The 26,608-nt window shown below is 71.1% G+C and carries 21 protein-coding genes; 8 read left to right on the top strand and 13 right to left on the bottom strand.

Features of this window, described 5'->3' with window-relative positions; translation table 11 throughout:
• Positions 1–5 precede the first annotated feature (5 nt).
• From ACIRRY_RS26960 to ACIRRY_RS26920, 9 genes are all read right to left on the bottom strand, one after another.
• Complete coding sequence (locus ACIRRY_RS26960; protein ID WP_403977203.1) at positions 6–1,088, bottom strand: Zn-dependent alcohol dehydrogenase; 1,083 nt, start codon at positions 1,086–1,088, stop codon at positions 6–8.
• Between the two features lie 27 nt (positions 1,089–1,115).
• Positions 1,116–2,504 carry an aldehyde dehydrogenase family protein gene (locus tag ACIRRY_RS26955; protein ID WP_403977201.1) on the bottom strand — a complete coding sequence of 463 codons (1,389 nt, stop codon included), beginning with the start codon at positions 2,502–2,504 and terminating at the stop codon, positions 1,116–1,118.
• 51 nt (positions 2,505–2,555) lie between these two features.
• Complete coding sequence (locus tag ACIRRY_RS26950) at positions 2,556–2,726, bottom strand: DUF3574 domain-containing protein (RefSeq protein WP_403977199.1); 171 nt, start codon at positions 2,724–2,726, stop codon at positions 2,556–2,558.
• Positions 2,727–2,742: 16 nt separating this feature from the next.
• Entirely contained in the window at positions 2,743–4,077 is a 1,335-nt protein-coding gene (locus tag ACIRRY_RS26945; protein WP_403977197.1) for an ABC transporter ATP-binding protein, read from the bottom strand.
• A gap of 156 nt (positions 4,078–4,233) precedes the next feature.
• Positions 4,234–5,460, bottom strand: a complete 1,227-nt coding sequence (locus tag ACIRRY_RS26940; RefSeq protein ID WP_403977195.1) for an MFS transporter — start codon at positions 5,458–5,460, stop codon at positions 4,234–4,236.
• Between the two features lie 23 nt (positions 5,461–5,483).
• Positions 5,484–6,908, bottom strand: coding sequence for a CitMHS family transporter (locus ACIRRY_RS26935; RefSeq protein WP_403977193.1), 1,425 nt, complete (start codon positions 6,906–6,908; stop codon positions 5,484–5,486).
• A 122-nt stretch (positions 6,909–7,030) separates the two neighbouring features.
• Positions 7,031–9,271 carry a molybdopterin oxidoreductase family protein gene (locus ACIRRY_RS26930; RefSeq protein WP_403977191.1) on the bottom strand — a complete coding sequence of 747 codons (2,241 nt, stop codon included), beginning with the start codon at positions 9,269–9,271 and terminating at the stop codon, positions 7,031–7,033.
• 175 nt (positions 9,272–9,446) lie between these two features.
• Positions 9,447–10,067 carry a TetR family transcriptional regulator gene (locus tag ACIRRY_RS26925; protein ID WP_403977189.1) on the bottom strand — a complete coding sequence of 207 codons (621 nt, stop codon included), beginning with the start codon at positions 10,065–10,067 and terminating at the stop codon, positions 9,447–9,449.
• A gap of 64 nt (positions 10,068–10,131) precedes the next feature.
• Positions 10,132–10,695, bottom strand: coding sequence for a hypothetical protein (locus ACIRRY_RS26920; RefSeq protein ID WP_403977187.1), 564 nt, complete (start codon positions 10,693–10,695; stop codon positions 10,132–10,134).
• 168 nt (positions 10,696–10,863) lie between these two features.
• Here ACIRRY_RS26920 and hmgA point away from each other — a divergent pair, with 168 nt between their 5' ends.
• The 3 genes from hmgA to ACIRRY_RS26905 all read left to right on the top strand — a co-directional run bounded on the left by hmgA (position 10,864) and on the right by ACIRRY_RS26905 (position 14,306).
• Positions 10,864–12,189 (top strand): homogentisate 1,2-dioxygenase, encoded by a 1,326-nt coding sequence (gene hmgA / locus ACIRRY_RS26915; protein ID WP_403977185.1) that lies wholly within the window; start codon positions 10,864–10,866, stop codon positions 12,187–12,189.
• A 68-nt stretch (positions 12,190–12,257) separates the two neighbouring features.
• Entirely contained in the window at positions 12,258–13,004 is a 747-nt protein-coding gene (locus tag ACIRRY_RS26910; protein ID WP_403977183.1) for a GntR family transcriptional regulator, read from the top strand.
• Between the two features lie 141 nt (positions 13,005–13,145).
• Entirely contained in the window at positions 13,146–14,306 is a 1,161-nt protein-coding gene (locus ACIRRY_RS26905) for a type ISP restriction/modification enzyme (RefSeq protein ID WP_403977181.1), read from the top strand.
• 35 nt (positions 14,307–14,341) lie between these two features.
• On the opposite strand, the gene ACIRRY_RS26900 is transcribed toward ACIRRY_RS26905, so the two are convergent.
• Positions 14,342–15,985: an amidohydrolase gene (locus tag ACIRRY_RS26900; protein ID WP_403977179.1), complete on the bottom strand. Its 1,644-nt coding sequence runs from the start codon at positions 15,983–15,985 to the stop codon at positions 14,342–14,344.
• Between the two features lie 105 nt (positions 15,986–16,090).
• On the opposite strand from ACIRRY_RS26900, the gene ACIRRY_RS26895 reads away from it, so the two are divergent.
• On the top strand, positions 16,091–17,332 hold the full coding sequence (locus ACIRRY_RS26895) for a CaiB/BaiF CoA transferase family protein (protein WP_403977177.1): 1,242 nt from the start codon (positions 16,091–16,093) through the stop codon (positions 17,330–17,332).
• A gap of 42 nt (positions 17,333–17,374) precedes the next feature.
• Here the strand turns inward: ACIRRY_RS26895 and ACIRRY_RS26890 are convergent, their stop codons facing one another.
• From ACIRRY_RS26890 to ACIRRY_RS26880, 3 genes are all read right to left on the bottom strand, one after another.
• A complete protein-coding gene (locus ACIRRY_RS26890; RefSeq protein ID WP_033286328.1) occupies positions 17,375–17,641 on the bottom strand; it encodes a hypothetical protein in 267 nt (88 codons plus the stop codon).
• Positions 17,642–17,767: 126 nt separating this feature from the next.
• Complete coding sequence (locus ACIRRY_RS26885; protein WP_403977175.1) at positions 17,768–18,652, bottom strand: anti-sigma factor domain-containing protein; 885 nt, start codon at positions 18,650–18,652, stop codon at positions 17,768–17,770.
• Positions 18,649–19,191, bottom strand: coding sequence for a sigma-70 family RNA polymerase sigma factor (locus ACIRRY_RS26880; protein ID WP_019059221.1), 543 nt, complete (start codon positions 19,189–19,191; stop codon positions 18,649–18,651). Before ACIRRY_RS26880 ends, ACIRRY_RS26885 begins: the two co-directional genes overlap by 4 nt.
• Positions 19,192–19,420: 229 nt before the next feature.
• Here ACIRRY_RS26880 and ACIRRY_RS26875 point away from each other — a divergent pair, with 229 nt between their 5' ends.
• The 4 genes from ACIRRY_RS26875 to ACIRRY_RS26860 all read left to right on the top strand — a co-directional run bounded on the left by ACIRRY_RS26875 (position 19,421) and on the right by ACIRRY_RS26860 (position 26,608).
• Entirely contained in the window at positions 19,421–20,962 is a 1,542-nt protein-coding gene (locus tag ACIRRY_RS26875; protein ID WP_403977173.1) for a DUF4331 domain-containing protein, read from the top strand.
• A 121-nt stretch (positions 20,963–21,083) separates the two neighbouring features.
• Positions 21,084–23,225, top strand: coding sequence for a tetratricopeptide repeat protein (locus tag ACIRRY_RS26870; RefSeq protein ID WP_403977171.1), 2,142 nt, complete (start codon positions 21,084–21,086; stop codon positions 23,223–23,225).
• Positions 23,222–24,955 carry a sulfite exporter TauE/SafE family protein gene (locus tag ACIRRY_RS26865; RefSeq protein ID WP_403977170.1) on the top strand — a complete coding sequence of 578 codons (1,734 nt, stop codon included), beginning with the start codon at positions 23,222–23,224 and terminating at the stop codon, positions 24,953–24,955. Before ACIRRY_RS26870 ends, ACIRRY_RS26865 begins: the two co-directional genes overlap by 4 nt.
• Positions 24,956–25,000: 45 nt before the next feature.
• Positions 25,001–26,608 carry a serine/threonine-protein kinase gene (locus ACIRRY_RS26860; protein ID WP_403977168.1) on the top strand — a complete coding sequence of 536 codons (1,608 nt, stop codon included), beginning with the start codon at positions 25,001–25,003 and terminating at the stop codon, positions 26,606–26,608.

Below are 26,608 nucleotides of genomic sequence, written 5' to 3'. Positions count from 1 at the left end.
GCCGTTCAGAACACCACCAGCGCCCGTCCGCCCTTCCCCGCCACCATGTTCTCGAACGCCGCCGGGATCCCCTCCAGCGCGATCCGTTCCGTCACCAGTGCCCCCAGGTCCAGGCGTCCGGCCCGCACGTGTTCGGCGAGCACCGGCAGGTCCTTCGCCGGGTCGGAGTTGCCGTAGACACAGCCGCTCAACGTCCGTCCCCAGTGGAAGAGTTCGAGGGCGTTGAAGGTGACCTGCTGGTCCTTGCCGCCGATGCCGACCACCGTGGTGCGGCCGCCTCGGCGGGTGGACTCCCAGGCGGTGCGGATGGTGACCGCCCGGCCGACGCATTCGACGGCGACGTCGACGCCCTGCTTTCCGGTGAGGGCACGGATCTCCCGGGCCGTGGTGTCGGAGGCGACCACGTACTCCGTCGCCCCGGCCGCGCGCGCCAACTCCTCCTTCTCCGGGGAGACATCGACGGCCACGATCGTCGTGGCGCCCGCGATCCGGGCCGCCTGGAGCGTCGACAGACCCACTCCGCCGACGCCGAACACCGCGACCGTCTCGCCCTCCCGCACCCGCGCCGAGTGGTGGACGGCGCCGTAGCCGGTGAGGACGGCACAGCTGAGGAGGGCCGCGTCCGTCAACGGGATTCCGTCCGGGAGGGGCAGGACACAGGCCGCTGATACGACCGTCTCCTCGGCGAACGCCGCTACGTTCAGGCCGGGGTGGAGGTCGGCGCCGTCAGAGGTGCGGTGGGCGTAGACGTCGGCCGCGCCGTTGAGCGCGTTGGCGCAGAGCCAGACCTCGCCGAGCGTGCAGGCGTGGCAAGTGCCGCAGGACGGGGCCCAGTTGAGGACGACGGAGTCGCCGGGTGAGATGTGGGTGACGCCCTCGCCCACGGCCACCACCGTGCCCGCGCCCTCGTGGCCGAGGACCGCCGGGACCGGTACGCGCATGGTGCCGTTGGTCAGGGACAGGTCGGAGTGGCAGACCCCGGCGGCGGCGAGGCGGATACGGACCTGGCCGGGGCCGGGCTCCGGGAGGTCGATCTCGGCGATCTCCAATGGAGCACCCACGGCGGGCAGTACGGCGGCGCGGACCATGCGAGGCCTCCTGGAGGGGCAACGGGATCAGAACTGAAGGGACTTGGTCTGGAGGTACTCGGACAGCCCGTGCGCGCCGAGTTCCCGGCCCACCCCCGACTGCTTGTAACCCCCGAACGGGGCACGGGGGTTGAACCGCCCGCCGTTGATGTCGACCTGGCCCGTCTCCAACCTCCGTGCGAACGCCACCGCTTCCGCCTCCTCACCGGCCCACACGGCGCCCGCGAGGCCGTAGACCGTGCCGTTGGCGATGCGGACGGCATCGTCCTCGTCGTCGTAGCGGAGGATCGAGAGGACCGGGCCGAAGATCTCCTCCTGCGCGATCGTCATGTCGGGGGTCACGTCGGCGAAGACGGTCGGGGAGACGAAGTAGCCCTGCTGGTGCGGGGATTCGGGGCCGCCCGCCACCAGCCTCGCGCCCTCCGCCACCCCCTTCTCGATGTAACTCCGCACCCTCGCCCGCTGCTTGGCGTTGACGACCGGGCCGATGCGGTCGCCGTACTTGGCGGCGGCGGTCGCGGCCAGTTCCACGGCCTCGTCGTACTGGTCGCGGTGAACCAGCATCCGGGTCCAGGCGCTGCAGGTCTGGCCGGAGTTGGACATCACGTTGGCGACACCGACGTTGACGGCCTTGGCGAGGTCGGCGCTGGGGAGAATGACGTTGGCGGACTTGCCGCCGAGTTCGAGGGCCACCTTCTTGATCGCGGCGCCCGCCGTGGCACCGATCTGGCGGCCCACCGCCGTGGAGCCGGTGAAGGAGACCAGGTCGATGCCCGGGTGCTCGGCGAGGGCCTGGCCGGCGATCGGGCCGAGGCCGGTGACGAGGTTGAAGACACCGGCCGGGAGGCCCGCCTCGTCGACCGCTTCCGCGAACAACTGGGCCGTGAGCGGGGTGTCTTCGGCCGGCTTGAGCACCACCGTGCAGCCCGCCGCGAGGGCGGGAGCGACCTTGGCGACGATCTGGTGGAGGGGGTAGTTCCAGGGGGTGATCGCGCCGACCACGCCGATCGGCTCCTGGTAGACGGTCGAGTTGCCGACCTTCTCCTCGAAGGCGTGGGTCGCGGCGAGTTCGGCGTACGAGCCCGCCACCGCGATCGGCACGCCCGCGTGGACGGCCTGCGAGAAGGCGAGCGGTGCGCCCAGTTCGGCGGTGACCGTCTCGGCGATCTCGTCCTTGCGGGAGACGAGGACGTCCCGCAGTGCCGTCAGGCGTACGGCTCGTTCGGCGGGCGGGGTCGCGGCCCAGCCCGGGAGGGCGGCACGGGCGGCCCGTACGGCGGTGTCGACGTCGGCGGCGGTGCCGGCCGGGACCCGGCCGATCACCTGCTCGTCGACCGGGTTCACCACGTCGATGACCTCCCCGCTCGCCGCGGGGCGCCAGCCGCCGTCGATGTACATGCCGTCGTGTGCCTTCATCGTGCTGCCTCCCGGGCGTGACGTCGTCGTCCGCCTCACAAACTAGCGGTGTTAGTTTTGTGGCGCCAGGGACCCGGAGTCACGGACGCCTCGGAATTCGGCCCGGGTCCGGTCGTCCACCCGGCCCACCGACTCCTGCGCGAACGCCTTCTCGTACGCCCGCCGGATCTCCTCGATCCTCCGGTCGGTACCGAAGAAGAGCCGCGTCTCGACGTACGGCACCTATCCGTACCGGGCGTCACTCGTCCAAGTCGGGCAGCCGCGCCGGGGCCGGGGAGATCCGTTCGCCGTGCTGGTCGAAGACGAACAGATGGGCGATGTCGACGAGGAGCGGGACCTGCATGCCGTAGCGGAGTTCGATGTCGGGGGTGGTGCGGACGACGAGGTCGCCGGGGAGGCGGCCCTCGGGCGGTACGAGGTCGGGTTCGAGGTCGGCCGGGTGGTCCAGGGTGACGACCGGTCCGGCGCGCAGCGCGCCCGCTCGTCCCCGCAGCCGGTCCAGGACACCGCCCTCGCGTCGGCGGCGCCGGGCCGGGCGGGCGGGGCGCGGGGCCTCCAACTCCGGTACGACGGCAGGCCGGGAGCCGGTGTTGAAGTGGACGAGAACCTCGTGGCCCTGGAACTCCACGTGCTCGACGAGGCCGCTGATCGCCACCTCGCCGGGGCGGGCGGCGGCGGGCTTGGCGATACGGATGGCCTCGGAGCGCAGACCGACGATGACCTCGCGGCCTTGCTGGACACGGAGCAACTGGTGGTCCAGGCACAGGGGTTCGGGCAGTCGGAGGTACTGCTTGCCGAGGCTGATGGTCATCGCGCCGTCCAACGGGGCCCGGACCAGGCCGCGCAGCAGGTTGATGCGCGGGGTGCCGATGAAGGCGGCGACGAAGACGTTGCGGGGCAGCGCGTACACCGAGCGCGGGGTGCCGACCTGCTGGAGGACTCCGCCGCGCAGCACGGCGACCCGGTCGCCCAGCGACATGGCCTCGGCCTGGTCGTGGGTGACGTAGACGGTCGTGACCCCCAACTTCCTTGTGAGGGCGGAGATTTCGGCGCGCAGGTGGTTGCGGAGTTTGGCGTCGAGGTTGGAGAGCGGTTCGTCCATCAGGAACGCGGAGGGGTGGCGGGCGATGGCCCGGCCCATGGCGACGCGCTGACGTTCGCCGCCGGAGAGCTGGCTGGGGAAGCGTTCCAGGAGATCCTCGATGCCGAGCATGCGGGCGGTGGCGTCCACGCGCGGGCGCGGGTCCTCGCCGGGGGTCTCGATGCGCAGCGGGAAGCCGATGTTGTCGCGGCTGGTCATGCTCGGGTAGAGGGCGAAGTTCTGGAACACCATCGCCATGTCCCGTTCGGAGGGGGCGAGTTCGTTGGCGTACTCGCCGTCGAGTCGCAGGTCGCCCTCGGTGATCTGTTCCAGACCGGCGATCATGCGCAGCACGGTCGACTTGCCGCACCCGGACGGCCCGAGCAGGACGAGGAACTCCCCCGGCGCGATGTCCAGCGAAAGCCGGTCCACCACGCGGGCGCCTCGCGTGTAGCACTTGCTCACGTCGTGCAGGGAGATGGCGCGTGTCATGACGAGTGCCCCCGGGGGCTCCGCGATCCGATCACCTCGTACGGGTCGTACGAGGCTTGTGAGTCACGGAAGCTAACGGAATGTGCGCACCCGGGGGAAGAGACCGGACGGGATCGAGCGGGTCGGTCCGGGTGGTGAGAAAACGGACGATCGCGTTCAGGGGACGCGGCGCGGCGCCGGGGTGTCGGCCGACCCGAATCGCCGCAGTTTCCGGGGTGGTCGCGCCGGGGAGCGCAGCGCGACCCCGGCCGAGAGCACCAGCAGCGCCCCGAGCATCACGAACGGCGCGGCCACGCCCGCCACTCCGGCGACGAGGCCCGCGCCCGCGGGTGCGGCGACCTGGCCGAGGCGGTTTCCGGTGAGCCGTAGGGCGAGGGCGGTGGAGCGGGCGTCGTCGGGGGCAGCCTGGACGACCGTCGTCATGGAGAGGGGCTGGCCGACACCGAGGCAGAAGCCCAGGACGGCGAGCATCAGGCCGATGGCCCAGACGGGAAGCGGGAGGGCGATGCCCGCGCACAGGACGCCGGCCAGGAGACAGGTCGCGGTCAACAGGGCCGCTCGGCCGAGGAGTTGGAGGAGCGGGGTGAGGACCAGTCGGCAGGCGATGGTGGCCGCCGCGCGGATACTCAGCAGGACGCCGATGACGGAGGGCGCGATGCCCCGGTGTTCGCCGACCACCGGGAGGTAGGCGGTGAGGATGTCGGTGGCGGACAGCACGGAGAGGCTGATGAAGATGCCCGCGGGCACGCCCCGGGCGCCGAGGATGCCGCGCATGGGCACGCGATCGCCTTGTTCCGTACGGGACTTGACGGTCGTACGGTCCTCGATGCGCCACAGGGACGTGAACGACACGGCGGCGCCCGCGCCCGCGACCAGCAGGGCGAGCGCGCTGGTGCCGGCCATGTCGGAGCCGCCGATCAGGGCGCCCGCGGCGATGGGGCCGATGAGCTGGCCGAGGGAGGCGCCGATGGTGAAGTGGCCGAAGTTGCGGTCCTGTTCGTGCGGGGCGGACTGGCGGGCGACCAGCGACTGGGCGCCGATCACGAAGCAGAGATGGCCCAGGCCCATCACTCCGCTCCACATGGCCATCGTCCAGAGGGAGTCGGCCAGTCCGCTCAGTGCGCAGCCGCCGGAGATCAGGACCACGCCGACGGGCAGCAGGGGTGCGCAGCGGCCGTGGTCGGTGCGGCGGCCGAGCGGTACGGCCGCGAACAGCGGGAGCAGCGCGTACACGCCCGCGATGACACCGATCGCCCGCTCGTCGGCACCGAGCGCGAGGGCCCGGTAGGAGACGGCGGGGCGGGCCATCGACACCGCCCCCTGCGTGAAGCTGAAGGCGATGACGAGGCGGAGCAGCCAGCCTCGGTTCCTGCCGGGCGCCATGGTCAAGTCCCTTGGTGTGGAGGTCAGATGATGCCGAAGAGGATTCCTGCCCCGAGCACCACGAGTGATGTGAGCGCGGCCCACTTGACCACGAACCTGGTGTGGTCGCCGAACTCCACCTTGGCCATGCCGACCAGGACGTACACGGCGGGCACCAGCGGGCTCGACATGTGCAGGGGCTGGCCGACGAGGGAGGCTCGGGCGATCTCCAGGGAGGAGACGCCGTGTGCCTGGCCGGCCTCGGCGAGCACGGGGAGGATGCCGAAGTAGAAGCCGTCGTTCGACATGAAGTACGTGAGCGGGATGCTGAGCACGCCGGTGACGAAGGCCATGTGCGGGCCCATGCCGTCGGGGATGTTGTCGACCAGCCAGGTCGCCATGTGGTCGACCATGCCGGTGCCCTGGAGGACGCCGGTGAAGACGGCGGCGGCGAAGACCATGCCGGAGACGTTGAGGACGTTCTCGGCATGGGCGCCGAGGCGGGCCTTCTGGTCGGGCATGTGGGGGAAGTTGACGGTCAGGGCGAGCGCGGCGCCGAGCAGGAAGAGGACCGGGATCGGCAGCCACTCCATGATCATGGCGGTGAGCAGGGTGACCGTGAGCAGCGCGTTGAACCAGTAGAGCTTGGGGCGCAGGGTCGGGCGGTTCGGGTCCAGGCCCTGGAAACCGTCGTCCTCGTCGGGGAGTTCGGCGTCCGCGTCCGTGCCGGAGCCCGAACCGCCGGTGGCTTTGGGGGCGTTGCCGACATCCGAACCGCCGGTGCCCGTGCCGGCGCCCACGAGAACCGTCTCCGACTCGGCGGGCTCCTCCACGAGCACCTCGTCCAGCGTCAGCACGCCGAGCCGCTTGCGTTCGCGGCGGCCGAGGACGTAGGCGAGGACGAGAACCCCCAGCAGACCCGTGGCGAGGGCCGGGATCATCGGGACGAAGATGTCGCTGGCGCTGAGCTTGAGGGCGGTCGCGGCGCGGGCGGTCGGGCCGCCCCAAGGGAGCGTGTTCATCACGCCGTTGGCCATCGCGGCGACCCCGGTCATCACGACCAGGCTCATCTTCAGGCGCTTGTAGAGCGGGTACATCGCCGAGACGGTGATCATGAAGGTGGTCGAGCCGTCGCCGTCCAGGGAGACGATCGCGGCGAGCACCGCCGTACCGACCACGATGCGCAGGGGATCAGCCTTGCAGAACTTCAGGATCCCCCGGACGATCGGGTCGAAGAGGCCCACGTCGATCATCACGCCGAAGTAGACGATCGCGAACATGAGCATCGCCGCGGTGGGCGCGAGGCTGGTGACGCCGTCGATGACGTAGTCGCCGAGCTTGCCGCCCTTTCCGACGAAGACGCAGAACAGCGCCGGTATCAGGACGAGCGCCGCGATCGGCGACATCTTCTTCAGCATGATCAGGACCAGGAAGGTCGCGATCATGGTGAAGCCGAGGATGGTCAGCATGAGTGGAACACCTAACGTTCGCCTTTGAACTCCCACCAGGGGCGGCGGTCCGATGACGTTAGGTCGCGCAAAGCCGCGTTAACAAGATGTTGACGCGCGAGCAATAAGCGCAGAACTCCAGGTCACAGGGGTGCGCTGAGGGCGGCGACCTCCACGGGCACTCCGTTGAGCACCGCGTTGCCCGACAGCGGGTCGAGCAGACTGCCGTCGAGGAGCTGGTTCACGTTGACGCCCGGATCGGCGGCGGCGTGGCTCATCCGGGTGCCGGGGCGGTCGTGTCCCCAGCCGTGCGGGAGGCTCACCACACCGCGCCGCAGACCGTCCGTGATCTCGGCGGGGGCGGTCACCTCTCCCCCGGCGCCCTTCACCCGGACCGGCGCTCCGTCGACCACGCCGAGGCGCTCCGCGTCGTCGGGGTGGATGTGCAGGGTGCAGCGGTTGGTGCCGCCGGTGAGGGCGGGCACGTTGTGCATCCAGCTGTTGTTGGAACGGAGGTGACGGCGACCGACGAGGACGAGCCCGTCGGCGCGGTCGCTCATGGCCTGCCGGAGCCGGGGCAGGTCGTCGACGATCGGCCGCGGCAGCAACTCGACCTTGCCGCTGCGGGTCTTGAGCGGCTGCGGCAGGCGGGATGCCAAAGGCCCCAGATCGATTCCGTGCGGGTGCGCGAGCAACTGCCGGAGGCTGAGTCCCTCCGGTCGTACGCCGAAGCCGTCGCCGTAGGGGCCCAGGCGCAGCATCATGTCCAACCGGCGTTCGGGACCGGTGTCGCCGGTGAGCTGTGCGCCGATCTCGCTCGGATCGCGGCCGTGGACGGGCGAGTTGGGGTCGGTGACGGCCTTGCCGAGGGTCTGGTCGATGACCATCGTGTCGACGGCGGCCGGGTCGGCGCCGTGCATGCCGGTCGCGGCGAGGATCAGCCGGGCCAGGATCTCGGTCTCGGCCATCCGGCCGGGCTCCAGCGGGATCGCGGGACGGGTGTAGCGGACCTGGTTGCGCACGGCGAGGGTGTTGAACGCGAAGTCGTGGTGCGGGCTCTGGGAGGGCGGGGGCGGCGGCAGCACCACGTCGGCGTGGCGGGCGGTCTCGTTGAGGTACGGGTCGACGCTCACCATGAAGTCCAGTGAGTCCAGGGCCTTGTCGAGGCGGGCGCCGTCCGGAGCGGAGAGCACCGGATTGGAGGCCACGGCGATCAGCGCGCGGATCGGTTCGCCCTCGGCGGTCGCGGTGTCGATCTCCTCGGCGAGCGCGGAGAGCGGCAACTCACCCTTGGCCTCCGGGTGTTGGCTCACCCGTGAGTGCCACCGCCCGAGCGCGAAGCCGCGGCCGGGTCCGGCGGGCCGGGGTGTCCGGTCGGTGGCGGCCTGCGGGAAGAGCGCGCCGCCGGGCCGGTCGAGGTTGCCGGTGAGGATGTTGAGGACGTCGACGAGCCAGCTGGCGAGGGTGCCGTGCGGGACGGTACAACTGCCGATACGGCCGTAGACGACGGCAGTTGGGGCAGCCGCGAGTTCACGGGCGAGGGCGCGGATCTCGTCGGCGTCCACGTCACAGGCTTCCGCCACGGCCTCCGGGGTGAAGTCCCGTACCTCTTCGCGGAGTTCATCGACCCCCTGCACATGCGGGGCCAACTCCCCCAGTTCCACGAGGTGTTCGTCGAAGAGGACGTACGTCATCGCGGCGAGCAGCAGGGCGTCGGTGCCGGGGCGGACCGCGATGTGCCGGTCGGCGAGCTTGGCGGTGCGGGTGCGGCGCGGGTCGATGACGGTGAGGGTGCCGCCGCGGGCCTTGAGCGCCTTGAGCTTGCCGGGGAAGTCGGGGGCGGTGCACAGACTCCCGTTGGACTCAAGGGGGTTGGCGCCGATGAGGAGCAGGTGGTCGGTGTGGTCGAGGTCGGGCACCGGGATCGCGTTGGCGTCGCCGTAGAGGAGTCCGCAGGAGACGTGTTTGGGCATCTGGTCGACCGTGGACGCGGTGAAGACGCTGCGGGTGCCGAGGGCACCGAGCAGGACCTGGGGGTAGAGGGCGCCGGCCATGGTGTGCACGTTGGGGTTGCCGAGGACGACGCCGACGGCGTTCGGGCCGTAGCGCTCGACGACCGGGCGCAGGCCCGCGGCGACCGCGTCGAACGCCTCTTCCCAGGTGGCCTCGCGCAGTTCGCCGTCCCGGCGGACGAGCGGGGTGCGCAGCCGGTCGGGGTCGCTGTCGACGGCGCCGAAGGAGGCGCCCTTGGGGCAGATGAACCCCCGGCTGAACACGTCGTCGCGATCGCCTCGGGCGCCGGTCACCCGGGTGCCCTCGATGGTGAGGGTCAGCCCGCAGGTGGCTTCGCACAGGGGGCAGATACGCAGGGCGGTGCGGGACACGGGGCCTCCCATGGGCGACGTTGCCTCTTGGCGGTGAGCATACCGACCGGTATGAACGGTGGCGAGGGGTGCCGGGGATGAGGTCGGAAAACCGCGGAACGTGACCGTCGGTTCGCCGGTCGGTCGAACCGCCGGGCCGTCAGGTCGCCGGGCCGCCGGGCCGCCGGGCCGCCGGTCAGTCCAGCACGCGCGCCAGATACGCCCGGAGCATCTGACGGGTCTCCCCGATGACCTTCTCGTCGCCCTCCGGATCGACCCGGAACGCCAGGTGGACGAGGGCGTCGGCGGTTTCCACGGCGACCAGGAACGTACGGCGGAGGTCCTCGTCGGGCTCGCGCGCCAGGTAGCCGGAGAGGAGGTCGGTGAGGCGGTCGGCGACACGGTGGTTGGGTTCCGCGTGGCCCGAACCGATGGGGATCTGGTTGCCGAAGTCGACGAGCGAGAACCCGGGCGCGGTGCGCTTCATGGCGATGTACTCGTCCAGGACGGCGTCCACCGCCGCCCGCCAGCCCTCCCCGTCGGCGGCCTCCTTGAGGCGCTCGGTGACCCGCTCCGTGTAGCGCTCCAGGTTGCGCAGGGCCAGAGCGTCGGCCATCGCGCGCTTGTTCCCGAAGAAGCGGTAGACCGAGCCGATGGGGACGCCCGCGCGCAGGGCCACGGCCCGGGTGCTCAGCGCGTCGTAACCGACCTCGTCGAGCAGGTCGGCGCAGGCGTCGAGAATCCTGGTCAGCCGTTCGGCGCTGCGCCGCTGCACGGGCGCACGACGGAGCGATGTCGTGTGGGGCACGGGCCTCATGATGCCTTTCCGTCGCGGCCAGGTGAAGCTCGCACCTCAGTACGGAACTGGGTGCCCATAGCACTCATTCCGGCCCCCGCGTCGGTGCGGACGGGGGTGTCCCGCTGCCGTCCGGCGTGGCCTGCGCCGCCGACGCCGTGACGTCCGCCGTGCTCTCCACCGGTTTGCCGTGGACGGCCCACACGGTGCCGTCGTCGGCGTAGAGGCGCGCGGTGACGTGATGGGTGCCGTGCGGGACGAGGTCGGCCGCGATGCGGTACTCGGGGACGCGGAGCCGGGCGACGGTGCGGCCGTCCACCAGGAGGCGCACCGTGCCGCGGCCCGCGACGGCGACGGGCTTCGCGCCGGCGGGCGAGAAGCGGAAGTCGTGGACGGTCAGCGTGACGTCCCAGCTGTCCTCGGCGGCGTCCGGCTCCACCTCGATACCGACCCCTGGCGCGCCCTTCTTGTTCACCTCGCGGTAGTGCCGGCCCTGCTCGTCGGTGTCGTCGAGCACCTTGCCCACCGGTGACGGTGACACCCGGTCGCCCTTCTGTGCGGGGGTGCCCCCGGAGCCGCAGCCCGCCGATCCGGCCAACAGCAGGGCACAGACCGCGAGCGCGGTGAGGAGTGCGCGCGACCACGACATGCTGGGGAGACTAGAACACCGGTCTGACAGCCGGATCCCCCTTGAGGCTGGTTCTTCGCCCCCGGAAGTCGGATTTTCGGCCGCCCTCCGTCGTCCTCTTGCGCCGGCGAAACCGCAATCCTACGGTGATACATAGGAATCAGCCGGCGCAGAGGGCTAGGAGCAGAGATGAGCGGGGACGTCCGCAGGACCGCCGAGGGACTGACCTACCTCACCGGATTCGGCAATGAACACAGCTCGGAGGCGGTGCCGGGCGCCCTGCCCGAGGGCCGCAACGCCCCGCAGCGCGCCCCGTTCGGCCTCTACGCCGAGCAGCTCAGCGGTACGGCGTTCACCGAGCCGAGGGCGTACAACCGCCGCTCGTGGCTCTACCGCGTCCGCCCCTCGGCCGCGCACCCCGTGTTCACCCGCGCCGACAACGGCGGAATCCGTACGGCGCCCTTCACGGAGACGGTCCCCGACCCGAACCGGCTGCGCTGGAACCCGCTCCCCGAGCCCACGCCCGGCACCGACTTCCTGGCCGGCCTGTGGACCCTGGGCGGCAACGGCGACGCGACCCAGCGCACCGGCATGGCCGTGCACCTCTACCACGCCGACTCCTCCATGGACCGGGTCTTCAGCGACGCGGACGGCGAGCTGCTGATCGTCCCGGAGCGCGGCGGGCTGTTGCTGCGCACGGAGTTCGGGCTCCTCCATGTGGAGCCGGGACATGTGGCGTTGATCCCTCGTGGGGTGCGCTTTCGTGTGGAGCTGCTGGACGCTTCAGCCCGCGGATATGTGTGCGAGAACTATGGGGCGCCCTTCCAGCTCCCCGACCTCGGCCCGATCGGCGCCAACGGCCTCGCCAACGCCCGGGACTTCAGGGCACCGGTCGCCGCGTACGAGGACGTCGAGGTCCCGGTCGAGGTGGTGAACAAGTTCTGCGGCAACCTCTGGACGGCGACCTACGACCACTCGCCCCTCGATGTCGTCGCCTGGCACGGCAACCATGTGCCGTACGCCTATGACCTGCGCCGTTTCAATGTGCTCGGCTCCATCTCCTACGACCACCCCGACCCGTCGATCTTCACCGTGCTGACGTCCCCGTCGGACACCCCGGGCCTGGCCGGCGTGGACTTCGTCGTGTTCGCCCCGCGCTGGCTGGTGGGCGAGGACACGTTCCGGCCGCCGTACTTCCACCGGAACGTGATGAGCGAGTACATGGGGCTCATCGAGGGCGCGTACGACGCGAAGACGTCCGGTCCTGGGGGATTCGTGCCCGGGGGCGGCTCGCTGCACAACATGATGTCGGCGCACGGACCGGACCGGGAGACCTTCGACCGGGCGAGCGCCGCGGAGCTGCGACCCCAGAAGATCGACGACGGCCTGGCGTTCATGTTCGAGACCCGCTGGCCGGTGACGGCCACGGCCCAGGCGGCACACGCCGACCATCTCCAGCAGGACTACGACGGCGTCTGGCGGGGCCTGCAACGCCACTTCCGCCCCACGCACTGACAGTTCCCCAATTCCCCACCGTCCTACGGCCCTTGCACTGATCCCTCCCGACCGGTACGGATGGCCCCGTGACCTCCTTCGCCCCGGATTCGATCGTCCTGAACCGCAAGCTGCCGCTCTGGTACCAGGTGTCGCAGTCCCTGCGCGCCTCGATACTCGGCCGCTCGCCCCGGGACCCGCTGCGGCTGCCCACGGAGGAGCAACTCGCGGGGCACTACGGCGTCAGCGTGCTCACCATGCGGCAGGCGCTGAAGGAACTGGAGGACGAGGGCCTGATCACCCGGCACCGCCGCCGGGGCACGTTCATCGAGCCGGACGTCCGACGGGCCACGCCGGTACGGCTGTTGGGCTCGGTGGACGCGATCGTCGCCCAGCAGTCCGGCATGACGACCGAGCTCCTGGACCACGGCAAGGTGTCCGTACCCCCCGAACTCACCGAACACTTCCCGGACTTGGCCGAGGTGGCGGCGTACCACCGCCTCCGCAGCGACGAGAAGACCGGCGAGCCGACGAACCACGCCCGCAACCACATCCGTCCCGAACTGGCCGCGCGCCTAGATCCGGACGACCTGGTCCGCTGGCCGATGACCAAGGTGCTGCGGGATGTCGTCGGGGCGGACATCAGCCGGATCACGGACACGGTGGAGGCGCGTCTCGCCGACCCGGAGACGGCGCGGCTCCTTCAGGTGCCGTTGCTCAGTCCGATCCTGCACTACACGGGCATCACCTATGACACACAGGGGAGGGTGCTGGATGTGGCCGTCATCCACTATCGGGGGGACCGGTTCTCGTTCTCCGTCACCCTCGACGCGTGACGCTCCGCCGGGTGGGCGGTGCGTCGTCTGCGGGTTCGGTGGGGGCTGGTCGCGACCACGCGGCGGAGCCGCGTATCAAACAGAGCCCCGCGCCCCCGAGGGGCGCTACCGCCACCCCTGCTGCCACAGGCAGGTCGTACGATGCCGAGCGTGACGCACGATGACGCTCCGCTGCTCGCGGACCTGATGCCGTGGTCCGTCGCACCGATCCGGCTCGGCCGGGGGTGGCCGACGGCGCCCGACGCGGCAACCCTGAAAGCGCGCTGGGACGCCCTGGTGAAGGCCGAAGTCCCGGACCGGGAGACGCTGTTCGAGCCGAGCCGCTCGCGCACCCTGCACTCGGCGGTGTCCCAGCTCCCGGGCCAGTCCAGCGGCACGGAGAAGCTGATCCGCGCCACGGGTCCCTGCCCGGAGCCGGTCCGTGTCCTGCACGCGCCCTTCGACGAGCAGTGGCTGATCCCGGACCACCGGCTGATCGACGTGGCACGGCCGGAGTTGTGGCGGGTGGCGGACGAGCGCCAGATCTTCGTGGTGGAGACGGCGGGCGCCCCCGGCCCGCTTCTCCTCGCCTCCTCGGTCCTCCCCCAGCTCCGCCCCGGCCGCGTCCGCCCCCTCTACCGCCGCCCCGCCGCCGAGGAACCCAACCTGGCGCCGGGCCTGTTGGACCACCTCGCCACCCACCTCGGCCACTCCCCCACCCCGGCGGACGTCCTCGCCTGGACGGTGACGACGGCCCGCCCCGGACTCGCCGTACCCCTCACCCGCGACCCCGAACTCTGGTCGCGCGGAGTCGAGTTGGGCCACCGCGTCCTCTGGCTGATGCGCCGCAACGGCGACCGCCCCAAACTCCCCGGCGGCCGACGCCCCTACGTCCGCGCCCCGCTCCCGCCCCTCCCCCTCACCCTCCACTACGACCGCGACGAGGAGACCCTGCACCTCGACGAGGGCCGCATCTCCCCGGTACCGCCCGGGTCCTGGGACTTCGAGGTGAGCGGAGTGCGCGTCCTGGAGGAGTGGTTCACGTCCCGGACCTCGGAGTCCGCCGAGCCGGGCACCCTGGCCGCGATCCGCCCGACCACATGGCAGCAGACGTGGACGTCGGAACTGCTGGAGCTGATCACGGTGTTGGCCCTGCTGGCGGAACTGCGTCCACAACAGGAGCAGTTGACGGTGACCGACCCGATCACCTCCGCCGAGCTACGCAAGGCGGGCGTCCTTCCGGTGCCGGAGTGGACGCGCCGCCCCGCATCGGTCCTGGACCACCACGAGGAGGGCCCGGAGGGCCAGTTCGCTCTGATCTGAGACACGTAGCCGATCTGAGACGCGTAGGGGACCCGCTATTCCTGGGGCGCGAGTTCAGGCCCCAGCGAAGAGAACTTCTCCTGGGACACCACCCGTCGGGGCGGCCAGGTGATGTTGTCCGGTGGCCAGGTCTGGCCGGTCCGGTCCAGGAACCACTGGGGTGGTTCGTACATGGGCGGTTCGTAGCCGTCGGGCAGGGCCGTCCGCCACTCGATGCCCTCCGTGCGGAGCCTGAACTCGTCCTTGATCGAGGCGAGTCGGTCCGGCTGGGTGAGCAGGTCGATCGCCGTCGCCGCGAGGTAACGGGCGGCGGCGATGACGGTCGCCCGGCCGGGGGCCGCCGCCGCGCAGGAGGTGACGGCCCAGGTGTGCAGTTTGGTGCCGATCGGGGCGAGGGCGGCGCCCATGGAGACGGTCGGTACGTTCCAGCTGATGTCGGCGACGTCCGTCGAGCCGCCGCCGAGGAACACCGGGTTGGGCGGGGCGAGTTCGGCGATCTCGGTGTGCAGGCCCTTCGGTGGGAGGCCGAGCGACTCCTGGAGGTCCCGTGCCAACCGCTGTGCCTCGTCGGTGAATTCGGGCGGCCCGAGCTGTCGCATGTTGTCGTGCATCAGCTCCGCGAAGGCCCTGGAAGGGAGTTGGTTCCAGCAGGCGGCGGTGACGCGGTGTCGTACCGATGTCCGTGATGCCTTCGCCGCCGCCTCGGAGACGGCGATCACCTTGTCGAGGAGGACCTGGACTCGGGCGGGGCTGCCCTCGCGGACGTAGTAGCTGATCTCGGCGATCTCGGGTGTGACGTTGGGGATGTCGCCCCCGTTGTTGATCACCCAGTGGAGGCGTCCGCTGTGCGCCAGGCTCTCCTCGCGGAGGAACTCGGAGAGGGTCGCCATCATCACGGCCGCGTCCAACGCGCTCTTGTTGCCGAGGGGATGGCCGCCGTGCCCGGCCACGCCGAGGAAGGCGAAGGTCACCGCCGTCATCGCGGTGCCGCTGCGCCAGCCGGTGGCGTTGGACGTCGAGGGGTGCCAGTCGAGGAAGGCGTCGAGGCCGTCGTAGACGCCCTGGCTGACCGCGTACGTCTTGCCGATCAGGTTCTCCTCGGCGGTCGAGCCGAAGAACCTGACGGTGACGGGCAGTCGGTGGCGCTCCGCGGCCCGCGCCACGGCCGCCGCGGCCGCTGCCGCCGCCGTGCCTAGGGCGCAGTGGCCGCAGCCGTGTCCGGGGCCGTAGCCGGGTGCGAAGGGGTCGTGGACGTACTCGCGCGGGTCGTGGTGGCCGACCCCGCTGCGCTGGGAGAGGCCGGGGAGGGCGTCGTACTCGCCGCTGAAGCCGAGGACGGGGCCACCGGTTCCGTACGAGTAGGTCGCGGTGAAGGCGGTGGGGAAGCCGGCCGTGCCGAACTCGACCTGGAATCCGGCCTGTTCGAGGAAGGCGGCCTGGGCGAGGGAGGACTTCCACTCGCGCAGGCTGAGTTCGGCGTTGTCCCAGATCTCGGCGTTGAGGCCGGTGATCCGGTCCGTGTGCTCGCCGATCCAGTCCAGCGCGGTCGTCTTGGCGGGGCTGTCCCGGGCGAGGCCCGTGGGCGGGACGTAGGCGGACGCGGCCAGGTGGGCGGCTGCCGGCACCGGGTCGGTGGCGGTCGGCGGCTCGTGTTCGTGCTGGTCGTGGGGGTCACACATGTGCGCCTCCGGGAGCGGCGAGGATCGGTGCATCGGCCATACGCATCATGCTCCCCGTACTCCCCCCGCATGCTCTCCCCATGACAAAGGTGTCGGGCGCGGGACATGATCCCCGGCATGGAGCCCTTGCCGCTGCCCCTGGAGGGCATCACCGTCGTCGCCGTCGAGCAGGCCGTAGCCGCCCCCTTCGCCACCCGCCAACTCGCCGATCTGGGCGCCCGGGTGATCAAGGTGGAGCGGATCGACGGGGGTGACTTCGCGCGCGGCTACGACACCGCGGCCGGCGGTCTGGCCTCGCACTTCGTGTGGTGCAACCGGGGGAAGGAGTCGATCGCCCTCGATCTGAAGGATCCGCGCGGGATCGATGTCGTACGGCGGCTGGTCGCGGACGCCGACGTGTTCGTGCAGAACCTCGCGCACGGGGCCGCCGCCCGGCTCGGGCTCGACGCGGCGACGCTGTGCGCGGCGCATCCTCGGCTGGTCGCCGTGGACGTCTCCGGATACGGCCCGGACGGCCCGTACGCCGGCAAGCGGGCCTACGACATGCTCGTGCAGTGCGAGGCGGGGCTGGTGTCGGTGACGGGGACGCCGGAGCTGCCGGTGAAGGCGGGGATCCCGGTGGCAGACATCGCGGCGGGGATGTACGCGTTCTCAGGGGTGCTCGCGGCGCTCGTGCGCCGGGGTGTGAGCGGGCGCGGCGGTCCGGTGGAGGTGTCGATGCTGGACGCGCTGGCGGAGTGGATGGGGCATCCGCTGCATCACGCGATGCACGGCGGAACTCCCCCGGCGCGCACGGGACTTGCGCACGCCGTCATCGCGCCGTACGACGCCTATCCGACGGCGGACGGCTGGGGGTCCCCCCACGCCCCTTCAGGGCAGTGGGGGAGGGTGCTGCTGTCGGTGCAGAACGACCGGGAGTGGCGGCGGCTCGCCGAACAGGTGCTGGAGCGGCCGGAGTTGGGGACCGACCCGGACTTCGCGACGAACGCGGCGCGGGTGGCGAACCGGGAGCGCACGGACGCCCTCGTCGGCAGGGCGCTGGGTGGGCTGGGCGCCGACGAGGCCGTGGCACGGCTGGAGGGCGCGGGTGTGGCCTGCGCGCGCCTCAGGAACGTACAAGAGGTGGCGCAGCACCCGCAGTTGGCGGCCCGGGAGCGATGGCGGGAGGTGGGTTCGCCGGTCGGGCCGCTGCGGGCGCTGCTGCCGCCCATCACCTTGCCGGGCGGAGGCGAGGCGCGGATGGGCGACGTGCCCGCGCTCGGGGAGCACACCGTGGCGCTGCTGCGTGCCGTGGGGATGGCGGACACAGAGATCGCAGCGCTGCGCCGGGACGGTGTGGTGGCCTGAGCGCGGGTCCCCGGGAACTCCCGGGGGACGCCGAGGACTTGCTCAGCGCCCGCCGAACAGCGAACGGCGCAGTCTGCGCAGTGGCGCGAAGAGCTTGACGCGGCTCACGCGGGTACCTGTGGCACTGCGTTCCTGCGTGGTGTCACGCGAGGTCAGCTCACGCATCAGCGAGGTCGCCTCGGCCGTCTCGCGCTGCGGGACGACAGGGCCGCCCAGCACCGAGAGATGGCGGTCGAGGCGCGAACTCGTCGCGCTGCTCCCGCACGTGATCGCAGGGACCCTTGCCCTGCTGCGCACTATCTGTTCCATGTCACTCCCCACCCGTACGAGTCCACCCGGCCCGGGCAGGGTAACCCTATCGCCCCAACCGGGCACTCGTGTATCGAGGTCTCAGGATTCACCTTCCCCGTAAGGGTGTTGACCACCCCTCCGTGATTACTCTCCGAATCCAACCGATTTCAGGGCGAGTTGGACAACTGGCTGAGTTGTGGGCTGTGCTGAGCCTCCGTCGGGCTCCACGGTCACTGCGAGTGATGTTGCGGATTTGTCGAGTCCGGTGGTGACCAAGGGCGTGTCGTCCTTGAACAGCCCGAGGGAGCGCGGTTGCACATTGGGGCGCATCAGCCACAGTTGACGCACTCGCCCGCTCGGTGGTGCGCCGTATCCGCTCAGGGTGACGACCGCGCGCCCCTCCGAGGCGGAGGCGATCACGCCGATGCTCCGGCCCGTGGTGTCCGCGCCGGTGGTCGCGCGGGCGTCGGGAGCCGCGAGAACGTGGGCGATCTCACGCGACTGCGCCTGCGCGGCGTCCAGCTTGTCCTGTGTCTTGTTCGCCTGCACGGCGAACAGCGAGGCCACGACGAGAGCGGCGGCGGCCGTCGCGGTGGCGAACGGCACGAAGAACGGGCGCCGTTGGGGCACGCGGGCACGCGAGGCCTGCGGCTGTGTGCCCCACACATGCGCCGGCAGCCTAGGTGTGTACTCCCGCTTCCGCTCCCCGGCACGATCCCCCGTCCGCTCCCGTATCTGCTCCCGCGCGTGCTCCCTCCCGTGCTCCCGCAGCGGCCCGGACTCCTGCGGAGTGTTGCGTACGGCGGCCAGCACCCGGTCGCGCATGGCGAGCGGCGGCTGGGCCACCGTGGACCAGGCGAGGCGGACCGCGTCCTCGGCCATGGCCCGCACCTCCTCGGCGCAGCGGTCGCAGCCCCTGAGGTGTTTCTCGAACTGACGTCGCTCATCGGGTTCGAGGGCGTCGAGGGCGTAGGGGGCGGCGAGCGAGTGGAGATCCCCCCGGCGGAACAGTCGGGCGAGGATGCTCATGCGACACCTCCCAGGCAGTCGCGCAGCCGGGTGAGTCCGTCGCGCATGCGGGTCTTGACCGTGCCCAGCGGCAGCGACAGCCGCTCGGCCACTTCACGGTACGTATAGCCGTCGTAATAGGCGAGGGTGACCGACTGCCGTTGCAGGGCGGTGAGCCGGTCCAGGCAGCGGCGCACCAACTGGCGTTCCAGGCCTGCCTCGACCTCCTCGGTCACCTGGTCGAAGGCGGGGTGGTGGGAGCGGCGGGCCTCGCGCTGCTCGCGTTCGCCGGCCGCGCGGGCGCTGCGCACCCGGTCGACGGCCCGGCGGTGGGCGAGGGTGAGGACCCAGGACAGGGCGCTGCCCCGGCCGGGGTCGAAGCGGGCGGCGGACCGCCACATCTCCAGGAGCACCTCCTGGGATACCTCCTCGGACTGCGCCGGGTCGCGCACCACCCGGCGCACCAGCCCGAACACCGGCCCGGACACCAGTCCGTACAGCTCCTCGAAGGCCCGTTGGTCACCTGCCGCCACCTGCACCAGGAGCTCGTCGGCCTCCACCCGTCCCCCACTCTTCGACCGCACGCGGCCCATCCCCTCATCACATCCCGTCACACGAGGCGTTCGTAGCGAACACCCCTACGGATGGGTTACGGATCAGAGTGCCCAAAACGCGGGTCAAGGGAAGGATTGCGGGGCGCCAAAAAAACTTTTCAGGTTTGACCAATCCGCCCCGCCGCCTGCTCCGAATCCTGGTGCGTCAGGCAAGTTGGCACTGAGGACGGACGGCATGACACCTATCTCCAGGAGCGGTGCGGGACGCAGGAAGCTTGCGGCCCTCATATGTGGCGCGCTGGCCACCGGGGGGCTCACGGCCGCCGGCACGGCCGCGCTGGTGCCGGGAGTGGCCTCGGCCTCCTCCCACCGGGAGGCCCCCCTGATCTCAGGGACCCCGCAGTACGACAACACGGACCTGTACGCGTTCGTCAGTCCGGACAAGCCGGACACCACGACGATCGTGGCGAACTGGATCCCGTTCGAGGAGCCCGCCGGCGGCCCGAACTTCTACCAGTTCGCGGACGACGCCCAGTACGACCTGCACATCGACAACAACGGTGACGCGCTGGACGACTTCATCTTCCGCTACACCTTCAGCACCCAGATCAAGAACAAGAAGACGTTCCTGTACAACACGGGTCCGGTCACCAGCCTCACCGACCCCGACCTCAACATCACGCAGTCGTACGACGTCGAGCTGATCAAGCTCAAGAAGGGCAAGGCGGTCTACAAGACCAAGATCGCCGACGACATCCCGGCGGCGCCCTCGGACGTCGGCGACGCGTCGATGCCGGACTACGCCAAGCTGCGCTCGCAGGCGATCTACAAGACGACGAACGGCGGCGCGACCTTCGCGGGCCAGGCCGACGACCCGTTCTTCGCCGATCTGCGGGTCTTCGACCTGCTCTACGGCGGCAATCTGAGCGAGGTCGGCAATGACACCCTCAAGGGCTACAACGTCAACACGATCGCCCTCCAGGTGCCGAACGACCTGATCCGGCAGTCCAAGTCCCGTCCGACCGTGGGTATTTACTCCACGACCCAGCGCAAGAACGCGAAGGGCTACTACACGCAGGTCTCGCGCCTGGGCAACCCGCTGGTCAACGAGGTCGTCAACCCGCAGAAGGACAAGGACAAGTTCAACGCGTCCGAGCCCAAGGACGACGCGCAGTTCCTGAAGAACGTGACCGAGCCCGAGATCCCGAAGCTGATCGAGTCGATCTACAAGATCAAGGCGCCGAAGGAGCCGCGCAGCGACCTCGTCAGCGTGTTCCTCACGGGCGTCAAGGGCCTCAACACGGAGCAGCCGTACGCGAAGCCGTCGGAGATGCTGCGCCTGAACACGTCGATCCCGCCGACCGCGCACCCCAAGCGCCTCGGTGTCCTCGACGGTGACAACGCGGGCTTCCCGAACGGGCGTCGGCTCACCGACGACGTGATCGACGAGGCGCTCCAGGTCATGGAGGGCGAACTGGTCGGTTCCAAGAACGACTTGGGCGACGCGGTCGACAAGAACGACAAGGGCTTCGAGAAGTACTTCCCGTACGTCGCCGAGCCGACCTCGGGTTCGCGCGGTCCGCTCGCCAAGGGCACGACCAGCGGCAGTGACGTCAAGAACCAGCTGGGCGACGCGTTGCAGCCGGCGGGTTCGTCCTCCGGTACGGACAACATGATGCTGATCGTCGCCTCGGCGGCCTCCGGTGTGGCCGGCGTCCTGCTGATCGGCGCGGGTGTCGCGTGGTGGCGCCGCCGGATGAGCTACCGCCCGTACTAGACCCCCACCGACTGGCGCGGCCCGCACAGTACCTTCCCCCACGGTGCGGGCCGCGCCACCCCCACGTGAACTCCCCTCGGCACCACAGCACTTGAACCACCCCAGGCGATGGAGGAACGGCATGGCCCCGCGCGAGACCGACAACAAGCCGCCGGAGGAAGAACCGGTGCCTCCGGCGGCTGAGCGGGAGTGGGAGCGGTTGTGGAAGCAGGGGGAGGATTCGGGGGACGTGGGCGACGGGGACGGTGACGGAGAGGTGAGCGCCGAGGTTGAGGGCGGGCGCGCTGCGAAGCGGTTCGCCGGAGGGCCGGGGGCCGAGCGGACCACCGACTCCGACGCAGGAACGGAGGGTGGACGCGCCACGGAGCCGGTCGCCGGAGCACCGGTGAGTGAGCGGAGCACCAACTCCGGTGCTGGATCCGAGAGTTCGGGCAGCTCGGAGACGGGCGCCGGACTGGACAGCGCGGCAGGCCGGGTGCCCGCCGCCTCGGTTGCCTCCGGCACGGAATCGGTGTCGGCCGACAGCGCGGTGCGCGGCGAGGAGTCGCAGGCTACGGACGCCGATGCCTCCGCGGAGGTTGCGGCGGACGCCTCCGGCGACGCGGACGGCGAGACGCCCGGTGGTCCGACTCGTGCCGCCGCCGAATCCGCTGAGCCGACCTCCACCATCGACGACGCGGCTCCAACGTCCGCGCACGGCAACGCCGATGAACCGGTCCCCACCCATCACCACACGGCCGCCCCCCACAGCCACGACGCCACCGGCGAACCGGTCCCCCACAGCCACACCACCGCCGACGGGCCGAGCCCTCACCATCACGACCACGACCACGACCGCTCAACCCCCCACAGCCACACATCCCCCGACGATGACGCCGCCCGCCCCCACCACCCCGACGACGACCGCATCGCCGCCGTGCGTCGGGTGGCCGCCGCGGGCCGGCGCTGGCGGGCGGTGCAACTTGCCGGTTGTGCCGCTCTGTTGGCCGTGGCGATGACCGCCGGGGCCATTGCCATCGGGGCGGCGAAGGACAGCGGGGCCACGGGGGTCGCCGCGTCCAGTGCCGTGTCGCCGGAGTTGTTGGCGAGTGGGAGTCTGGACGCGAGTATCGCCTCGCTGCAGGCTCATCTCAGGACGCAGCCCAAGGACTACGACGGGTGGGCGACGCTCGGACTGGCGTATGTGGAGCAGGCGCGGACGAAGGGCGACCCGTCCCGGTACCCGCAGGCGCAGGCCGCCCTTCAGCGGTCGTTGAAGGTCTCGCCCGGGAACGAGAACGCCATCGAGGGACAGGCCGCGCTCGCCGCGGCCCGGCACGAGTTCAAGGAGGCCCTGACCTACGCGGACCAGGTCCTCAAGGAGAACCCCTACAGCGAGCGCGCCCTGTGCTCCCGTATCGACGCCCTCGTCGAACTCGGGCGTTACGCCGACGCGTCGAAGGCCGCCGACCTCGCCGACGCCCGCAAGCCCGGCGTCCCGGTCTTCACCCGGTACGCGTACGTGCACGAACTGCGCGGCGACGTGACCACCGCCCGCAGCGTCCTGGAGCGCGCGCTCGCCGGCGCGACCTCCCCCGGAGACATCTCGTACGTGGCCGGCACGCTCGGCCAACTCGCCTGGAACCAGGGCGACTACAAGTCCGCCCTCGACTACTACGGCCGCGCCCTCGCCGCCGACGAGAACTACCTCCCCGCCCTGGAGGGCCGCGCCCGCACCCAGGCCGCCCTGGGCGACCGCGCCGAGGCCATCAAGGGCATGGAACTGGTCGTCTCCCGCTACCCCCTCCCCCAACCCCTCGTGGAACTCGGCGAGTTGTACGAGAGCCGGGGCGCCGAGGGCGACAAGGCGAAGGCCGACGACCAGTACGCCCTCGTCGACGCCTGGATCGCGCTGGCCCGCGCCAACGGCGTCAACGCCGACCTGGACACCGCGCTCGCCGCCGCCGACCACGGCGACGTCAAGTCGGCTCTGAAGGCCGCCCGCGCCGAGTGGGCCCGCCGCCACACCGTGCACACCGCGGACGCCCTGGCCTGGGCCCTGCACGTCAACGGCCGCGACAAGGAAGCCCTCCCCTACGCCCGCCAGGCCACGGCGACCAATTATCACAACGCCTCCTTCATCTACCACCTCGGCATGATCGAGCTCGCCACCGGCCACAAGGCCGACGGCCGCGCCCACCTGGCCAAGGCCCTGAAGCTGAACCCGGGCTTCTCACCCCTGGGCGCGAGCAAGGCCCGCAAGGCGCTGGAGGCGACCAAGTGAGGCCCGCCCGCCGCCTGCGAGTGAAGCCGGTCCGCCGCCCTCAACTGAGGTCCGCCCGCCGCCTGTTCGCCTCCGCCGCGGCCGTCCTCACGGCCGCCGGCGCGCTCCTGATCGTCCCCGCGGCGACCGCGAGCGCGCACCCCCTCGGCAACTTCACCGTCAACCGCTACGACGGTCTCGTCGTCGCCCCCGGCAAGCTGCGCGTCACGCACATCGAGGACCTCGCCGAGATCCCGGCGACCCAAGCCAAGCCGGACATCAAGCAGTTGGGCATGACGGAGTGGGCCCGGCAGCGGTGCGACAAGGCCGCCGAGGGCAGCAAGGTCACCGTCGACGGGCGAACGGTCGCGCTCACGCCCGGCAGCAGTACCGCACGGCTGCGGCCCGGGCAGGCCGGGCTCAACACCCTGCGGGTGGAGTGCAGTTCGACCGCGCCGCTCCCCAAGGGCAGCACGGTCGCCCTCGGCTTCCACAGCGCGGGCCTGACCACCGGTCCCGGCTGGCGGGAGATCACCGCGCGCGCCGACCGGATGACGCTCACCAAGTCGGACGTGGCGAAGAAGTCGATCTCGCACGAACTCACCAGCTACCCCAAGGACTTGCTCTCCTCCCCCGCCGACACCACGACCGCGGCCCTGCACGCGCGCCCCGGCGGCCCGGCCCTCACCGACGCCGACCAGTCCACGTCGGAACCGCCCGCCGCCTCCGTGCTGCCGCGCGGCGCGGACCGCTGGACGGAGGCCCTGAACAACCTGGTGGCCCGCCACCACCTGACCGTCGGCTTCGCCGCGCTCGCGCTGCTCATCGCGATCGTCCTGGGCGCGATGCACGCGCTCGCCCCCGGCCACGGCAAGACCCTGATGGCGGCCACGGCCGCCGCGCGGGGCGGTCGCGCCCGGCTCAAGGACGTCCTCCCCCTCGCCGCCTCGGTCACCGTCACCCACACCCTCGGCGTGATCGCCCTGGGCCTCCTGGTCACGGCCGGCTCCGCCGCGACCCCCTCGGTGATCGCCTGGCTCGGTATCGCGAGCGGCGCCCTGGTCCTGTTCGCCGGCGCCAACCTCGTACGCCGAGCCTGGCGCAACCGCCCACGGCCACAAGCCACTTCACACCCGCACCCCCATGCGCACGATCACGCTCACGAGACCGCCAAGACCCCCGAGCGTTCCCTGGTCCTGGCCTCCGCCCACGCACACGCCGGCTCCGCGGCCCCCCACGCCGAGACCCACGCACACCCGCACCCCCACAGCCACGACGACGACCACTCCCACAGCCACGGTCACGACCACAGCCATGACCACCCCCACCCCCACGATCATGGCCACGCGCACGACCACGCCGTCGAACACACCCACGGCGGCTTCACCCACACCCACGAGACCGCCCCCACCGTCCGCGGCACGATCCTGCTCGGCTTCGCCGGTGGACTGGTCCCCAGTCCCTCCGCCGTGGTCGTCCTCGTGGGCGCCGCCGCGCTGGGCCAGGCCTGGTTCGGGCTGCTGCTCGTCGTCGCGTACGGCGTCGGGCTCGCCCTCACCCTCACCGCCGCCGGATTCGCGGTCGTCAAGCTGGGTACAGGGATGAACCGAGTGCTGGACCGGCGCCCCCGCTGGACCACCAGCCCCATGGCAGTACTGGTCCGCCGGACCCTGCCGTTGCTCTCCGCGCTCGTCGTCGTGGGCCTCGGGGTCGGATTGGTGCTCAAGGGGGCGGCATCCGCACTCGGCTGAGCTACGTTTGTGGAGAATTGGCCCGGATGCGAATGGGAGTCACCCATGCCCGAAGAACCGGGCACTGAACGTGTGATCGCGGGCCGCTACCGGCTGCTGTCCCCCCTCGGCGAGGGCGGGATGGGCACCGTGTGGCGGGCCCGCGACGAAGTGCTGCAACGCGAGGTCGCCGTCAAGGAGGTGCGCGCGCCGGCCGGACTGGCCTCCGATGACATCGAGCGGATGTACGCCCGGCTGGAGCGCGAGGCGTGGGCGGCGGCGCGGGTCGCCAACCGCAACGTGGTGACGGTGTACGACGTGGCGACGGAGGACGGCCGCCCCTGGATCGTCATGGAGCTGGTACGGGGCGTGTCCCTGGCCGATCTCCTGGACGCCGAGGGCCCGTTGACGCCGCAGCGGACCGCGCACATCGGTGCCGAGGTGCTCGCCGCGCTGCGGGCCGCGCACGACGCCGGGGTGCTGCACCGCGATGTGAAACCGGCCAACGTGCTGATGTCGAACGACGGCCGGGTCGTGCTGACCGACTTCGGTATCGCGATGGTGGAGGGCAGTTCGGCGCTCACCATGACGGGTGAGGTCATCGGTTCGCCCGAATTCCTCGCCCCGGAGCGGGCGTTGGGCCGTACGCCGGGTCCCGAGTCCGACCTGTGGGCGCTCGGCGTGCTGCTGTACGCCGCGGTCGAGGGCCACTCGCCGTTCCGCCAGAACACCCCGCTGAGCACCCTGCGCGCGATCGTGGACGAGGAGTTGCCGACACCCCGTCTGGCGGGTCCGCTCATCCCGGTCATCGAGGGGCTGCTGCGCAAGGACCCGATCGACCGGATCTCGGCCGAACAGGCGGAGCAGGATCTGCGGCTGGTCGCCGCGGGCGGTGCCCCGCGTGCCGCGACGGCGCCGTACACGCCGACGATGGCGGGTGCCCCGCAGAACGGCTACGGGCAGCAGGACTCGCGGACGCCGGTGCAGGGCTTCGGGCCGCCGCCCACCTCCTACTCGACGCCGACGGCCGCGGACGAACCGCACGGCAACCGGCGGGCGGCCGCCGTGATCATCGCGGGCCTGCTCGCGCTGGCCCTGGCGATCGGCGGGCTGACGTACGCGCTGATGAACCGGAACGACGACGGGGACAACAACGCGGGGACGGGTGCGAGCACCCCCAAGAGCCAACCCTCGGACGGGACTTCGCCCAGTCCGAGCAGCAGCAGGACGACCGAGAGTGAGACGCCGAGCCCTAGCGCCAGCAAGTCCTCCTCGGCTCCGCAGTCGGTGCGGGTGACGGTGGGGGGCGCCAACACCGAGTATTCGGGCAGTTGTCCGCCGTCGACCTCGAAGGCGCCGACGTTCACGGCGAGCATCACGGTGGGGAAGGTACCGGCCGAGGTGTCCTACCGGTGGGTGACGAAGACCGGTTCGCTCTCCGACTCCGGCTGGAAGACGCTGTCGTTCCCGTCGGGCGGCGGGAAGACCCAGCAGGACCGGGTGCGCCTGACGACGTACAAGAACAGCGGGACGTTCACGAACGAGATCAGTGTCGAGATCCGCACCCCGGTGAAGACGACGTCCAACTCGGTGCCGTTCTCGGTGACTTGCGTGGCGGAGACCCCGTCGGACGGGGCCTCCCCCTCGGATTCGGCATCACCCTCGGACGGGTGA

The organism is Streptomyces sp. NPDC101776 (assembly GCF_044766845.1).
In the GTDB taxonomy this organism is placed as follows: domain Bacteria; phylum Actinomycetota; class Actinomycetes; order Streptomycetales; family Streptomycetaceae; genus Streptomyces.
Note: the sequence above shows the minus strand (reverse complement) of the source record. Positions and strands in the feature narration are given on the sequence as shown.

Coding starts and splice junctions, on each gene's coding strand:
- ACIRRY_RS26960 (WP_403977203.1), bottom strand. CDS start 1,088: ATGGTCCGCGCCGCCGTACTGCCCGCCGTGGGTGCTCCATTGGAGATC.
- ACIRRY_RS26955 (WP_403977201.1), bottom strand. CDS start 2,504: ATGAAGGCACACGACGGCATGTACATCGACGGCGGCTGGCGCCCCGCG.
- ACIRRY_RS26945 (WP_403977197.1), bottom strand. CDS start 4,077: ATGACACGCGCCATCTCCCTGCACGACGTGAGCAAGTGCTACACGCGA.
- ACIRRY_RS26940 (WP_403977195.1), bottom strand. CDS start 5,460: ATGGCGCCCGGCAGGAACCGAGGCTGGCTGCTCCGCCTCGTCATCGCC.
- ACIRRY_RS26935 (WP_403977193.1), bottom strand. CDS start 6,908: ATGCTGACCATCCTCGGCTTCACCATGATCGCGACCTTCCTGGTCCTG.
- ACIRRY_RS26925 (WP_403977189.1), bottom strand. CDS start 10,067: ATGAGGCCCGTGCCCCACACGACATCGCTCCGTCGTGCGCCCGTGCAG.
- ACIRRY_RS26920 (WP_403977187.1), bottom strand. CDS start 10,695: ATGTCGTGGTCGCGCGCACTCCTCACCGCGCTCGCGGTCTGTGCCCTG.
- hmgA (WP_403977185.1), top strand. CDS start 10,864: ATGAGCGGGGACGTCCGCAGGACCGCCGAGGGACTGACCTACCTCACC.
- ACIRRY_RS26905 (WP_403977181.1), top strand. CDS start 13,146: ATGCCGAGCGTGACGCACGATGACGCTCCGCTGCTCGCGGACCTGATG.
- ACIRRY_RS26900 (WP_403977179.1), bottom strand. CDS start 15,985: ATGTGTGACCCCCACGACCAGCACGAACACGAGCCGCCGACCGCCACC.
- ACIRRY_RS26895 (WP_403977177.1), top strand. CDS start 16,091: ATGATCCCCGGCATGGAGCCCTTGCCGCTGCCCCTGGAGGGCATCACC.
- ACIRRY_RS26890 (WP_033286328.1), bottom strand. CDS start 17,641: ATGGAACAGATAGTGCGCAGCAGGGCAAGGGTCCCTGCGATCACGTGC.
- ACIRRY_RS26885 (WP_403977175.1), bottom strand. CDS start 18,652: ATGAGCATCCTCGCCCGACTGTTCCGCCGGGGGGATCTCCACTCGCTC.
- ACIRRY_RS26875 (WP_403977173.1), top strand. CDS start 19,421: ATGACACCTATCTCCAGGAGCGGTGCGGGACGCAGGAAGCTTGCGGCC.
- ACIRRY_RS26870 (WP_403977171.1), top strand. CDS start 21,084: ATGGCCCCGCGCGAGACCGACAACAAGCCGCCGGAGGAAGAACCGGTG.
- ACIRRY_RS26860 (WP_403977168.1), top strand. CDS start 25,001: ATGCCCGAAGAACCGGGCACTGAACGTGTGATCGCGGGCCGCTACCGG.